At 57.5% G+C, this 14,465-nt stretch carries 11 protein-coding genes; 1 reads left to right on the forward strand and 10 read right to left on the reverse strand.

Annotated features, from left to right (window positions below):
• Nucleotides 1-413 precede the first annotated feature (413 nt).
• The 8 genes from A7D27_RS25825 to A7D27_RS25860 all read right to left on the reverse strand — a co-directional run bounded on the left by A7D27_RS25825 (nt 414) and on the right by A7D27_RS25860 (nt 10,277).
• The gene (locus A7D27_RS25825; RefSeq protein ID WP_069566546.1) at nt 414-1,664 is read right to left on the reverse strand and encodes a TerD family protein; all 1,251 of its coding nucleotides are present in this window, start codon (nt 1,662-1,664) and stop codon (nt 414-416) included.
• Between the two features lie 209 nt (nt 1,665-1,873).
• Complete coding sequence (locus tag A7D27_RS25830; RefSeq protein ID WP_069566547.1) at nt 1,874-3,019, reverse strand: glycerate kinase; 1,146 nt, start codon at nt 3,017-3,019, stop codon at nt 1,874-1,876.
• A 142-nt stretch (nt 3,020-3,161) separates the two neighbouring features.
• Nucleotides 3,162-4,247 (reverse strand): sugar diacid recognition domain-containing protein, encoded by a 1,086-nt coding sequence (locus A7D27_RS25835; protein ID WP_069566548.1) that lies wholly within the window; start codon nt 4,245-4,247, stop codon nt 3,162-3,164.
• A gap of 201 nt (nt 4,248-4,448) precedes the next feature.
• Nucleotides 4,449-4,922: a DUF2059 domain-containing protein gene (locus A7D27_RS25840; RefSeq protein WP_069566549.1), complete on the reverse strand. Its 474-nt coding sequence runs from the start codon at nt 4,920-4,922 to the stop codon at nt 4,449-4,451.
• Between the two features lie 74 nt (nt 4,923-4,996).
• Nucleotides 4,997-6,211, reverse strand: coding sequence for a hypothetical protein (locus tag A7D27_RS25845; protein WP_069566550.1), 1,215 nt, complete (start codon nt 6,209-6,211; stop codon nt 4,997-4,999).
• Between the two features lie 9 nt (nt 6,212-6,220).
• Complete coding sequence (locus A7D27_RS25850) at nt 6,221-8,119, reverse strand: hypothetical protein (RefSeq protein WP_069566551.1); 1,899 nt, start codon at nt 8,117-8,119, stop codon at nt 6,221-6,223.
• Nucleotides 8,120-8,127: 8 nt separating this feature from the next.
• Nucleotides 8,128-8,982: an SH3 domain-containing protein gene (locus A7D27_RS25855; protein ID WP_069566552.1), complete on the reverse strand. Its 855-nt coding sequence runs from the start codon at nt 8,980-8,982 to the stop codon at nt 8,128-8,130.
• Between the two features lie 26 nt (nt 8,983-9,008).
• A complete protein-coding gene (locus tag A7D27_RS25860; protein WP_069566553.1) occupies nt 9,009-10,277 on the reverse strand; it encodes a hypothetical protein in 1,269 nt (422 codons plus the stop codon).
• 454 nt (nt 10,278-10,731) lie between these two features.
• Here A7D27_RS25860 and A7D27_RS25865 point away from each other — a divergent pair, with 454 nt between their 5' ends.
• Nucleotides 10,732-11,976: a VWA domain-containing protein gene (locus tag A7D27_RS25865; RefSeq protein ID WP_069566554.1), complete on the forward strand. Its 1,245-nt coding sequence runs from the start codon at nt 10,732-10,734 to the stop codon at nt 11,974-11,976.
• Nucleotides 11,977-12,023: 47 nt separating this feature from the next.
• Here A7D27_RS25865 and A7D27_RS28875 read toward each other — a convergent pair whose 3' ends face one another.
• Together A7D27_RS28875 and A7D27_RS25875 are read right to left on the reverse strand one after the other, a co-directional pair.
• Entirely contained in the window at nt 12,024-12,965 is a 942-nt protein-coding gene (locus A7D27_RS28875) for a hypothetical protein (protein WP_069566555.1), read from the reverse strand.
• A 63-nt stretch (nt 12,966-13,028) separates the two neighbouring features.
• Entirely contained in the window at nt 13,029-14,222 is a 1,194-nt protein-coding gene (locus tag A7D27_RS25875) for a DUF4236 domain-containing protein (RefSeq protein WP_083265793.1), read from the reverse strand.
• Nucleotides 14,223-14,465 lie beyond the last annotated feature (243 nt).

The raw sequence follows: 14,465 nt of genomic DNA on the forward strand, positions 1-14,465 counted from the left end.
GTCTTTTTCAGACCATCCCTAATGAAAAGGAGTTAATATATGTGAAGGCTTATTTTTCTAATGACAGCTGTTCCGTTCGCAGCATTCGCTGGCTCCGGAGACTGCTACCGCATACAGGATCGAGACGCAAAGAATTACTGCTTGGCTATCACAAAAGGCAATGCCTCGACCTGTTACAGCATCCGCGATACCGATCAAAAGAAACTTTGCCTCGCTGAAACCAAGGGAAACAGATCAACTTGCTACAGCATCAAAGATAAGGACTCTCGCAATCTTTGCCTCGCCAAGACCCGAAGCTAATACTTCAAACCTTGACCAAAGGAAAACTGGATTGAAGCGCCCGAAGCATAGCGACTGGCCCCCCTTCAACAGGAAGCCCTGCGCTTTCCCCCTTAAAGCGCAGGGCAAAGCACTTACACGTACTGCTTGCTTCCCTTCCTCCCAAGCGGTCGGCCTTTGAAGACGCTTGGGCCATCCATCGTTAGCTCCACCCTATCGTCTTTTCGAGTAAGCCAGGGTGTGGCCTCGGAACCAGTTTTAGACGTTACACCACTCGGACTGATGCGAATTTCATCGCCGTCGATCTCGACCGTCCCCAGGACGTAGGTATACACCAGACTGCTGAAGAACCCGCTTTTGAACTCGAAGGCGCACTCTACAACTTGGTCGCCGTATTCCATCCGCATCTTAGGCTTCAAAGAAGCGACCGAAACGGCTCCATTGTCGACCGCTGAGTAGACGCTGCAAACCAGAGCCACCTTACCTCCCATGCGATGGGAAATAGTCGGGTTGATTTCCACAGTCTCGATGCCTGGGGCCGAGGCACTAGCACTTACAACGTCGCCGGTGTGGAACACGAAGGGATCAGCTTCGAATGCTCCTCGCTTGTCAGGTGCCTGGATGATGGACATAAGGCCATCAGGTCGGAGGATGCCGATTCGAAGGTCAAGATCGTCATTGTCCCGGCCATCTCCATTGTCCACCCACGTCGCACTAACCTTGATGGTCTTCGGCGCAGAGGCCCCCTTCTCCAAGGAAACCTTATGCGTGCTACCGGGCTTGTCCAGGGTGATCACCGATTTGGTGATGTTGACCGGCTTCGGAGGTGGAACTACTGCGCCTGGGGCCGGCTGAGGTTCGTCCTCAACTTCTACTCCGTACATGCTGCAGAGCCCCACAAGGCCCGAGGCGAAACCCTGCCAGACAGAGCGCGCTTTCGCCTGGCTGTTACGTACATAGAGTTCGAGCACGATGATGCCCGTTTCTCGATCAAACGCCTCCGGCGCGAGGTCCAAAACCTGTTCGCCGGCGATTACGCGGGCGCGAAGGTCGCGCACTTCGGCGAAACCAACAGCACTTCCGTCTTGGGTCAAGGCGATGGCAATCTTGGTGATCAAGGGAGGGAGGCGGCTCAAGTCGAAGGTGATACTGTGGCTGACCGTGCCGACCTGAGTAATGGGAGCGGAGAATGCTGCAGCGCCGGATGCGTGCTCCGGCGCATTGAAGAAGACCATTCCGCTGTCATTGATCACCTTACCTGTGTCGGTGACGAGGAATGCCGTCAGATTTACGTCGAGGTTGGTGCCTGCGGAATGCGTTACCAAAACCTGGCCTTTGGGGAGGCCGAGGGACGAGTTCTCGCCGGGTTTCAGGGACTGACTCAATTCTGATCGCCTATTCCATGGTTGATTTGCCGGCGCTCTACGCCTGGGCTGCAAGACACGGGATCCATCTTTCCACCCTTTCGGGGCTGAATCTCGTGGGCGAAGTGTAACGGTCCATGGCGACGCTGAGTTGTCTGCCCATGTGGTAGAACTCCACAACACTACACCCTCTGCCGTGGTGTCTGGCAGGTGAAGGATGATGGCTTAACTCAGCAATCCCCGGTCCTTGCAACGCACCAGACCTGCATCACATCTGAAGCTCGGTCCCGAAGCAGATTTGCCGCCTCTGCGCATGCAGTTTCCAGTGTCATCGGGCCGGAGGTGATGGAAAAGGCTGCAGTAATCCCAATGTCGCGCAGCCGTTGATATCCGTCTCCCAGCGTGCCGGCGATCGCTACAGTGGGCACGCCGGCGGCGGATGCGACTGCTGCCACGCCAGCAGGTGTCTTTCCGTACAAGGTCTGTTCATCCAGTTTCCCCTCGCCAGTTATCACCAGGTCTGCTCCCTGAACGGCCTGGCTTAACCCAGATAGATCTGCGACCAGTTGGACACCGGGCCGGAACTCAGCAAGGAGGAAGGCCTTGGCTGCGAAGCCGATTCCACCTGCAGCACCAGCGCCCGGGAAATCACGAACGTCCTGCCCGAGCAGCTCTGCGACAACGTCGGCGTAAGCACCTAGCGCCTCGTCCAAGGCGAGGACTTGTTTGGGAGATGCGCCCTTCTGTGGGCCAAAGACATGGGAGGCCCCGTTGGTCCCGGTCAGGGGGTTGTTGACGTCACAGGCAACATCAAAGCGGACTTCTTGTAGCCTTTCGTCCATGCCACTCAGGTCGATTTGTTGAAGCGAGCGGAGCGCCAAACCACCCTCCTCGATCTCCAACCCGGCCGCGTCCAGAAACCTGGCACCGAGCGCTCGTAGCATTCCGGTCCCGCCATCATTAGTTGCGCTTCCCCCAAACCCCATGATGATTCGCTGCGCGCCTGCATCCAAGGCCTGCAGCACCAGTTGGCCTGTACCGTAGGTGGAGGCTCGGGTCGCATCACGTTCAGTCACGGGTACCAGATGGAGACCGCTGGCAGCCGCCATTTCAATCACCGCGGTATTGGACTCAGGGAGCCAGCCCCAAGGTGCTTTGACCTCATCTCCCATAGGGCCACGCACAATGCTGATCCGCCGCTCTCCCCCGGTCGCTGCCAATACGGCGTCGACAGTACCCTCCCCTCCATCAGCCATGGGCACGCACACGATTTCGGCTTCGGGAACAACGTCGCGGACGCCCTGGGCAATGGCTTCTGCCACAAGCTCTGCCGACAGGCTTTCTTTGAAGGAATCAGGTGCGATCACGACTTTCATGCAAGTCTCCTCAGGCTTCATACCCTTTGTAGTTGAGGAGATTGTTCCTGCAGGCTCGCAGGTTAGGTATGTGTGGGGTAAAAACTTTCGGCAAGGCTTTTGTGCAAACCCACAATGGGTCGCCAGGCCCCGTGCCGACGCCTTACTCCGCCGACAGGACCATGGCCAGGTAGAGCTCGGAACTTCCCTTGGGTGAAGCAAGGTCAGTTCCCGTGATATCAGTAATTCGCTCGAGCCGGTAGCGAAGGCTATTCCGGTGAATGTTCAGCGCATCTGCACAGGCTTGGCCATCGGCCCCATGCTCGAACCAGCTATTCAATGTCTTACGCAGCAGACCATTTGCGTCTTCGAGTTTCAGGGCCAGGTAGGGCTTGGCCAATTCCTGGAATCCAGCCTCTGCGCGATAGCGCCACACCGCAACCGGAATCCTGTGAGCGGCCAGCGGCAGCCACTGAGACTCGAGAAGCTTTGCCTGCGCGTATGCAACCAGGTCAACGAGTTGCTGAACTTCGGAGTGCAGGGCACTGGCTGAAATATCTGGGGTCCCGATCGCAACCCGGGCAATCTTCCTTCCTGCTCGACCCAACTGCTCAAGAAAATCCGGTGTAACTGAGCGTGGAGTGCACCAAACGAGACCTGCCCCTTGCAGGGCGATACACCAGGCATCGGCCACTTGCCGTTCGAGCCATTGTTTAACTCGCTCGAGTTCTTCCGGATTGTCCACTTCGAGGAAAACCGGCGTACGGTGAAGATCAGGTTTCAGCCCCAATCGCTGGGCTTCAACGATGGCCCGTTGAACTGACTGGCCAGAAATGAGGATCGAGGTCAGGACTTCTTCCCGACGCTCTTGAAGCCAAAGGCGATGGTGTTGGTCGTTCCGTTGAGCTACCAGCATTTCAGCGGTCATTCTCACCATCTGGGCAAACGCACGCACCTCCTCAGGATCACCCGAGACGCCTACTACGCCGATCACCTGGTCATCCAGGTAGAGAGGCAGGTTCACTCCCTCCTGACCCCCCCTGAGCGCGCTAGCGGCCGCGCTGTCGATCTCGACTGCCCTGCTGTTGGCAAGAACCAGTTGAGCCCCTTCGTGCCGGGTATAGAGTCGATCAGGCTCCCCGGTCCCAATGATCAAGCCCTGGCTGTCCATCACATTCACGTTGCGAGGAAGAATGGCCATCGCGCGATCGGCGATTTCCTGCGCAAGGGGGTGGTCGAGATCGAACATTGCCGGAGGCCTGTGGTGTTATTTCGGATCAGTGTACCGGGGTTGAGCGAGTCCACCAGGCCACAAGCTATCGGGAGCACTGCCCGTTGTAGACGATAGTGTCTTGAGCGCTTCGACTGATGCATTGTCATCAAGCGCAGTGTCCTTCACAACAAGGCAAAAGGCCCGGAATCCGGGCCTTCTGGGGTACACGCGGTTGGATTAACCTCTGGCTTCCTCTTGAAGCTCATCCAGTGCGTCGACGATGTCCTCTTCACTTTCAGACATGGCATCCTGCATATCAGCCATGAGGTCCTTCTGCACTTCCACGGTCTTTCTAGCCAACGCCTGACCATCTTTGGAACCCAAGATGATGGCCATCGCGCGCTCAGGTTGCTTATTGGCCTGAATGATCAAGTCCAATTCGTCCTCGTCGAAGTGATTCGCGTAGACCTCGACCATCGCATCCCTCAAGGTGTCCCGGGACAAGTTGTCCTCGATGACAGCCTTGATCTTTTTCCGATCCACACCTGGATACTGAGTGGCGTAGCCGGCAGTCGAGAGCTCCACGATCATCTTGTACTGCTGATCCAGCCCCATGGAGTCGACCAATTTCTCAGCCTTATCCTCACTCGACCCGCAGCCAGCAAGCAGAGATACGCATAGGGCCGCCAGAGTCCATTTGAGTTGCTTCATGTTCTACATCCTTTTTTGTGGAGCCAAAGTTAGCTTGGAGCAGCCCGGTCCAGCGGGCCGCCAGCTAGACCAAGTCAGTTAGTTTCAAGTTCGAATCCCTTGCTAACAAACAGTGCGGCGAACAGCGACTTGTCCTCACGGAACTTGTAGGCTTCCTCGAACTTGCCATCCGTAACGAGCTTCTCGGCGATTGCGCACTCCGAGTCGCTGTGGTCTTTGGCTTTCACCCCAAAATCGCTTTGCCAAGTCGACAGCCCCATTTCCTGGCAGAAGGCCCCGAATTTTGCATTCCCGACGCTGCTCTGGAACGCGGTGTAGCTGTCCTTCAGCGGGTCGAAACCCTTGTAGGTCAATGAGTAGCCGTCGACTTTGGCCTTTCGAGCGAACCCACTAACAGCGTCCGCAAGCACAGCCTGCCCAGTCACCGAGCTGTATGCCCCCACAATGAAGCCGCTGAGGGAGTTCTTCAGCACCTCTTGCACATCATCGAGTTCAGGAAGCGAGGCGAATTCCGCCTCCCGGACGATTTGGCCAACTTGGCTGCCGTCATTCCGGTGGGTGACCACGAACATCATCGAACCTTCTCCGTCGTCCGACCGCTTGATGGAGAAGTCCAGGTCCACCTTGGTTCCGAACTCACCGGTGGCTCCGACCAAGAAAGCGCCAGCCGCCGGCTGCCGCATGGCCATGTTGGAGCCCCAGGAGTAAGAAGACTTGACCACCTCGCCGTACTGACCGATTTCCGAACGCGGCTGGATCTCATCACTCACGTCGGAGACCAAGACCACATCAGAACCCTTCCGGGAGATGTAGGGGTTGGCCATATCCATGCCCAGCAGCTGTATATGAATCTCACCATCCTTACTGTCACCAGAATGGCTAATTTTCAGCGTGTCAGCTTTGAGGTATACGCCGGCCGCGTCCCGGCCAGTGGTGGACTGGATCTGGTACTTGGCCCAGCCGGCCAGGCCTTCTTCGCTGGACGAGCCACGGGCGGACTCGAATAAACCATTTAGGCTGCGCAGAAATTGCTCAGCGCCGTTGGTTTGGGCTGCCACCAGGCGAATTTCGGGAGTCTCGACGGTCAGGTTGCCCGAGAACACCGAATAGGAAATATCACCCTCAGAGAGGACGTCCTGAAGGAAAAACCGCTCCTTGAAGTCGTCGTAATACGTCAGGGCGCTTTTCTTGCCCGAGCTGGAGAGCATGGTAGTTGCGACGCCAATCACCACTACGGCTACTGCGACAGCGGCGATCAGCACCTGCTGCTTGTTCATTGATTTGATCATCGCGATGCCTTACTGGATTTGTGCGGAAGCGTTGTTCCAGGTGTTCACGAACTGCTGGGACACCTCAGGGGTCCAGCTGAAGTCGATTCCTGCGTCAGGGAATTCCCGTGCGAGGACAGCCCCGAAGGACACTTTGTCTGCGCAGTGTTCCTGTTTGCACGCCTCCAGCTCGCCAACGGCGTATGCCCTGAACGTCGGTACTGCCCGCCCATCCTCCAGGGGGAGATACGGCGTCATGTTGGCCACCTGCACGACGTACCACTCGTTTGCGAACTCCTGATCGGCCGCTAGGCGACCTTTACTCGGGAAATCGATCTCGTAGTAGTCGCCTCTCTTACCGGTCACGTGGACCATCATGGGATTGACGCGCTTGGAAGTGTTTGGATCTTGCAGGGAGAGCGGCGAATTGAAGCGAACTTTGATCCCAGCCATCTGCGCCAAGGCCTCAGTTTCTCGACCTTCGAAGTCCTTCATGCCAGCTTTGATCTGCTCGTAACGCTCCAGCACGCGAGTATGGATAACTGCCAACTGCTCTTGCCGGCGGCGCTCTTCCCGAACACGCTGCTGTTCACGTTGCATTGCCCAGTTGGAACCCTCCTGGACATCGAAGTAGAACTGGCCGCGGTTCTCCCCGAGGCGGTTACGGACGATCTTCTCCTTATCGTCTCCCCAGCCGTTTACGGGGTATAGGGCATCCAGGTTCTTCGCGACATAGAAGTTCGCCACATCAACCGTTGTGGGAGACGTGGTCTTGATCAGTTGGAAGACTTCCAGGGCTGCACGCTTGTATTCGGCTGCGTCCAGCGCGAAGGACTCATCGGCGGTGGTCACCACGTAGTAGGGATCACCGTTGAATGGCCCGAGGACTCGATAAGTGGGGCGCTGGAAAGCCAGGTAAACCTTCATCTGTCGGCTGGCGACTTCGCCCAAGAGGAACAGGGCCTGGTCAGCCTTGGGACTGAGGAAAGACAAGGCTTTGCCTTTCACTGCATCCTCCAGTCCTTTGTTGAACATCAGACCACTTGGATGGACATAGACTCGGTTCCAATTGTCGCCGCGGTAGGTGTTCGGAACCTTCCACGACAGCTTTTCGAATGAGCCTTCCGCAAAGCCTGATGCGGGGCAAGGCATAGCCGGTGTCGACCCGAATGCCAGACTACCGTCGCTTTGGTCATAGGTGGATTTGCTAATCATCCATTTGCAACCAGCCCCGTCCGCGATCGCGGTGAGTTGGTTGTGCCCGGTTACCAGAGACCTGCCGAAGTCAGGCGTCGGCGCCTCTGCTACCGCAGTGGGGGCTGCCGGGACGGGGGCCGGTTCCTGAGGCGCAGGTTGAAGCTGAGATTCCGCAGGGGCGATTGCCGGCCGTGGAGAACTCGATGGTTCCTGCTGAACAACAGACTCCACAACAGCCGGTTGAACCGCAGACGGGGCGGTCTCGGTTGTAGGGGCAAGGGTAGTGGTAGCTGCCGCGGGGGGCGTGACCGGCTGGGCTGCAGGAGGCGTAGCAACCGGAGCAGGAGCCTCCGATACCGTATTCGGCGCCAGTGCCTGAGCAGTGCTTTGAGCAGATGCGAGTGTGACTATGCCAAGATTGGCTGCGGTCCCAGCCCCGCTGGCGTAGAGGTTGCCAGTGGCATCTACCGCCTTCCAGGTCACCTTGGCTGCCGGGCAATCCTTCCCGAGTACCATAGGCAATTTGGCGACTAGCCCGGTCAGCAGTACCTGATTATCCCAAACGGGGCGGCGAATCGTTAGCTCGACTTCCGGCTTGCACCAGGTTGCGGCTTCGCCAGGTACTTCGACCTTGATGTGGTCTTTCTTCGAGTAGGCCAGCTCGTGTGCGAACACTTGCGGCGCGAGGCCGCAAGCTCCGACAACTGCCAGCGCGAGTGCGCGCTTCTTCATGGTTGTCCTTAGATCAGTTCCCAGGTGCCGTTGGCCTGCTTGCAGAACGTGTTCTCCTGCTGCTCAGCCTGGCCGTCGGCCGATTTGAGGCTCACGGTTACCGGTCGGCATGCGGTTTCGGCCGCAACCTGTTCGGTCGGCAAGGACTGTATGGAGTCGAGGTCGAAGGCCTGGGTATCTTTACTGGCTGCGACGTTCATCTCGTCAAGGTTCACTGCCGGGGCGGCGCTCTTCACTACGACCTGAGCCTTCGGTACCACATAGTCCTTGTGCACGTAACCGACAGTCACACCTTTACGACCAACCAGAATCCAGTCGCCGGTGGATCCGACAGCAGTGAATTCGGTATTGGTCGGCAAACCGCCCACTTTGTCTGCCTTCAGGTTGGGCGCAACACGAACATTCAGGCTGGACTGCGTGACGTAGGGTTCGTTGATCAACTTCATCGATGGCACGGCCTGGATCTTCGGCGCACGCTTCACCTCAACCGTCTTGGTCTTGGTGTATTCCTGGCCCTGAGTGATCTGGGCAGATGCGCCAGAATGCTCGGATTTCCAAGTCACCGGCTGAGCCGAACCAGTTGCGGGTTGACTCAGTACTTCCTGGGTGCGCAGCGCCAGCGCCTGCTGGTCCTTCTCATCCAGCATTTGGCCGATACGGTTACCGATGTAACCGCCGATGCCGGCAGCAATCAAAGCGGCCGCGATCTGGCCATTGCCCTTGCCCATGGTGGCTCCGATTGCCAGACCGGCAATCCCACCGATTACGGTGCCGGCCTGCTGCTTGTTGATACCCAACTGCGCACAACCGGAGGTGGCTGCAATGGAAACTGCCAGGATTGAGGCGACGAACTTCTTACGCACTGTGAATCACTCCCTTTTGTTGATACTCACTCAGCCTTCAGCAGAGGTTTGGTCAGGTTGTAGAGCATGGCTTCCGCAGACATTGCCCAGTGGAAAACACCGGCCATGATCGTTGGTCCTTTTTCGATGCTCCGGAATGATGTCCGGTAGCCTGCCGATTGGATGATTGCGTTGCCGGCAACTAACGGGATGACGACGATCACTGCGATTGCACTGAGACGGACAATGCGCCGACGCCCCTGAATGAACCCCCGCTGCTCCACTGCCGAAAGGATCAGGCCGACTAGGTTGAGCGCCCCCATGAAAAGGCCACTGAGCAGAGACCAAGGCACGAACCACATGTTCTTCAACACACTCAGCCCTTGCTCCCCTCTGATATCGGTGTGGGCGACATCGAAGGCCATGTTGCTGGCAATGCCTGGCAGGTACTTATCGAATTGCTTGCGGGTGGACAGTACATCCATCCCTTTCACGTACACCGGGCCCAGAGCTTGCTGGGCCATGTAGCAGACTTCATTGGTGTTTGCGATGGCTGGTCGGCTGCGGAGGCCAGGCTTGATGGATCTGGCGTATTCGTCGATCGATGGCTCGTATCCCAATCGCTCGCCCTGCCTTGGCCACGCGATGGGCTTCCATTCGTTTCCAGGAACGCCGGTCGCACGGAACGCCTCAAGCTTGGCGTACGTCCGGATGATGCCCTCCGCCGATGGAACGACCTCCTCCTGGAGGCGCTCATAGAGTGCATCAGCATTCCGACGGGTGTAGCCCCTGAATACTGCTGCTGCAAAGCCTTGAAAGTTCTTGTCAATCTGCTCGACATACGAGCCCTGAACGCTCATTAGGACCCCAAGGTTGGCTATGAAAGCCTTACCTTCGCCGCTCTCTCGATACTCCTGATACGGCACGCCTGGTATCTGCAAAGAGTCGTAGAGAAGTCCTTTTTTAGTGACATAGGCGTAGAGGCTGTAGACACGGAGACTGGCCGGGAACTTCTCTGCAATCAGATCTGGAACCTCGCCTTGAACCCACCAGGTGATGGGGGCGGCAACAGCCGTGCTCAGCGCAATACTGAGTCCGATGTACTTCACTCCCCCCCATCTACGATGTGCCCAAATGCAAACCCGCCAGGCAAGGAGGCACACGCTAGCCGATGCCAGAATCTGGCCATAAATCTCGAGAGTTTGGATCTGTTTGAGGGGGATGTCCGCCCCGGCCAAGTTCAACAGCTCGGCGTTGAACAAGAGACCGCAAATTAGGCAGACCGCGTTGAGTACAACGAGAGCAACGAGGAGCATCCAACGGGTCCTTGTCAGAGAACGGAACCCATGGCTGCAACGCCTTCAGTCCAGAAGGAGCTAATGGGATTCAATGGCATTTTGCCACCCTCCTCACGATCAGGCTACCTCTTTGACGCCAGAAATTCGCCCCTAGAACGAAGCCTACCGGCATGGATTGAACTTATCGGCCCAGTTGCCCCGTTCAAGCCAAGGTCGAACTGGGATTTCGGTTATGGAATTCCCAATCGGATTACTGATTGATTCCAGATGACTATCCCAGGCCAAACTCCTTTCGTTGTACCTTCAGCTGTGGACAGGATAGGGCTGTCATCGCTGCCTTGGCAGGCTCTCCTAGCGACAAAACTGAACATCCCGCCTGGTTTGTTCCCCAGCCAAGCCACCAATTCGGTGAAGGCACGGTGCCTTCCTGACCAGCACCTAGCGCATGATCGATCACTCAAGGAAGCACTTCATGCAGATTAGCCAAGGACAACGGATACCGTTGTCGAACCTCATTCAAGGCCAGGCACTATCACTCTCGATTCAAATCCAGTCGCCCCACACCATCGACATGGCATGCTTTGGTCTGGATGCGGATGGGAAGCTGTCGAATGACAGCTACATGATTTTCTTCAATCAGCCCAGCTCCCCATGCAACAGTGTGAAGCAAATAGGTTCCAGCGAGTTCAGCATGGACCTAGCTGGTCTGCCCCCATCGATCGATCGCTTGGTGTTCACAGCAGCCATCGACGGGGCCGGGGCGATGCGGGACATCCAGACCAGCTCCTTTATAGTCAAGGATGCGGCCGGCCAGACAGTTGCTACCTGCCCTTTCAGCGGCAACACGTTTGCCGGCGAGAAAGCCATCATGGTCGCGGACGTCTACCGAAAGGATGGCCAGTGGCGTCTTGCCTCGAACCTGCAAGGCTTCAATGAAGGCCTCGCAGCCCTCGTTAAGCATTTCGGCGGCGAGGTTTTTGATGATCCTGCGCCAGCTCCAGTCCAAGCGACAATCTCGCTGGAGAAGAAGGTGGCGGCCGCAGCACCGCAACTGGTGAGCCTTGCCAAGAAGGCACAGATCAGCCTCGAGAAAGCGAATCTCACACACGTGAAGGCCCGCGTTGCCCTGGTGCTTGATGCGTCCGGCTCCATGAACAGCCAGTATTCCAAGGGTCGGGTTCAGGAGGTGGTCAACCGGCTGTTGCCGCTCGCGGTCCACTTCGATGACGACGGCTCGATTGACTGCTGGGCATTTGGTGCGAAGCCGCAAAAGCTCTCTGCAATCACGCTGGCCAACTTCAAGGACTTCATAAACACCGACAACTACGGCTGGCGTGACTGGGACTTGGGTAGCCGGATCAACGACGAGCCCAAGGTTATGGAGCAGGTGATTAGCTATTACCTCAACTGCGGTGACCGTTCTCCCGTCTATGTCCTCTTCATTAGCGACGGTGGCGTCCACGAAAACAGGAAAATCACCCAGCTCATGACCGACGCCGCAAAGCTTCCCCTCTACTGGCAGTTCGTCGGTCTTGGAGGGCGGGGCTACGGCATTCTTGAGAAGCTCGATGACATGAAGGGCAGGCTCGTAGACAACTGTGGATTCTTCGCCCTGGATGACCTGCACCAAGTAACCGAGGAGCAGCTCTATGACCAGCTCATGGAGGAGTTCCCGAGCTGGCTCAAGGAAGCCAAAGCCAAGGGCATCATCAACTGATCAAACTGCTCCGATGGCGAGTCCACTCGCCATCGGTTCGGTTACCCTCAGATGCCGTAGCGCTTGTTCCCGCCAGAGGTGATGCAATATCTCCCACCGCGGGGCCCATAGCAGACGTTCCCGCCGGCGCACGAGCACGCACCCCCATAACTCTTTCCGCCACCGACAGAGCCCGAATATCTCAATGAGCGTGCACGACGCTGGGCGGCTTTCTTCCCGGCAACTTCAGCCCGCTGTTTGAGATAGTCGAATTGCTGCGTGAAAGGTGTGGCCACGGTCTGTTGCAGATCTTCGAGCTTGCGATTTGCTTCCCGAACCAGCTCACCCGGCTGCTCACGCCCCCAGGCATTGGTCCGAATTGCGAGTTCAGCGGCCTGGCGCAGATAAATGTCGGATGGAGCGGTTTCGTTCACAACCCGCAGGGCGTGCGCACGGAAATCGAAAGAAGCTGGGGTATCGAGGACGGACTGTACGTCTCTCCCGATTGCATGGGCCTCCTGCAGCACAGGTTGCAGCTTCTCGATCTCCGCGATTGCCTGCCTGACCTTTGTGTCCGAGGTCTGCAAGCCGCTACTGACAGTCCTCGAGTAGCTGGTGGATTCGATCCGGTATCGCTTGACTCGCTCTTCCACGAGCTTTTCCGCGAACGTCACGGTGTTGAGGAAGCCTGCAGTGGTGCTCGCATCTAGGTAGATGACAGTCCCACTCTGCAGCATACCTATCGCTCGCGGCTGGAAGGTTAGGTTCTGATATTGCGGTGGCAAGTCCCTCATCGCAGAGCCAGGGGCGTCGCGGTTTACCTGGTTCCTCACGAACCAAGCACATCGCTGCACGAGCGCAGCGGCCTGCTGGCATTTGTGATCCGAGACTGCAGCGGTGCATTGCAGCCTTGGCGTATTGGGGTCGCAGAACAATTGGTACTCCTTCCTGCTCTGGCAACCTGTCACGGCAGTGGCAAGCAGGAAAAACCCAATGAACGTGGCCCACATGCGGGAGCTATTCCGATTGGACAAACTAGCCTCTCTGAAAAGCCGGTTTGGTTTGAAGGCGCTTCACCCGAGACACGTAATGTCCAAAGGCTCGATCTCTTTGAATCGAGAGGATCGATCAAGGCTCACCACTGCTCCGAAGGACTTCAGAGCTGCGCCCGGGTCGATGCTATCCAGCCGCGAGTGATCCAATGCCTCCCATTGGTCACGAGTTACAAGAGCCGAGATGATGTATTGGTCCTCGATCCGACCTGTCGCTGTGTTGTTCCGCTGGATGTAGCCCGAAGCCAGGCAGTTCTGGATGCAAGGAAGTAATGCGAACACCTCCCCCACGACCCGGAAGATGGTGCCATTACAGAGCGACACGAAGTCCCGACGTGTCTGGGCCTCCGATCGGTTTTTGAAGGTCAGCTTCCCGTTGCCACGCGCTTCGGCTGTTCTGCTAGGCACGTCACCTTCATCCGGAAGGTCAATGTCCAGCGCAATGCCGGTCACGTCATGGGAAAACTGGTACTCGAGAAAGGTCTCCTTCGGCCAGGCGATGCCGGAGAGCACGTAGTCGAGTGCGCGCTCCATGTGGGCGCTGAAACCTTTTCCTGCCAGGCGGATTGCCTTCTCAATCTCCGCGCGCGCCGATTCGTGAGCATCCCGCGCTGACTGCCATTCCGTCAGGTCCTGCAGATACTGCGTCTCGAGTGCCTGAGCTTCCCGTTCCATTTTGAAGCCACGGAGAAGCATCTTATCGAGAAGGCCCGGGGTGTCTGCCCCCGGCCGCCGGGGTTCGTCTTGATCAAACGGAGGAGGTAGCGCCGGGAGTGATCCCGGCGGCGGGGTCGCCAGATGGACACCGAGGCACTCCTCGAGCGCCTGGTTCACCTTGGCAGCGGCTTTTTCGAGCAGCTCCTGGATGTCCTCGGCCTTTTGAGACTTCACTAACTTCACGATCTGATCTGGCAGAGCGTTGTCGTCGAGGTCAGTGATGATCAGCGTGCCGTCCTCATCGACCTTCACCTTGATGGGGCCGTCATAGCCTGAGGCCTCAGGCACAGGCCGAGGTGCTGACCGCCGGCCGGATCGGTCTAGACGTTCCCGGTAGGAAAGGCCTGTGCCTGGAAGGCCGGCATTGAGATAAGTGCCGTTCTTCCCCATGGTGAGGCTGAGCCCGCGCGGCCCCACCGAAGTGCTGATCCCTGATCCACTGATGTTCAGGCGAACACCTGGGACAATCGTGATCCGTTTGCTGAAGCGGAATCCCATTGCTCTTTCTCCAATATATTCCGAGAGTAGCGGCCGGCCAGGTTGCAGGCCGATATCCGGCAGCCACCTATGCTCGGCCAGCCAAGTAATCGTCTATGTGGGAGAACTGGCGGTTACGGCACATCCAGGCGGTGAAAAAGGCGAACAGCGCGCTCGCCGCTATCGCCCATCCACGCCGCCGGCGTCGGTCCCCTTTGGTATTCCCCCCGAACAGGAGCAAGCCCATTAGCAATAGGTACAGAG

The sequence above is a fragment of the Pseudomonas sp. 1D4 genome (genome assembly GCF_001728925.1).
Taxonomy (GTDB): Bacteria; Pseudomonadota; Gammaproteobacteria; order Pseudomonadales; family Pseudomonadaceae; genus Metapseudomonas; species Metapseudomonas otitidis.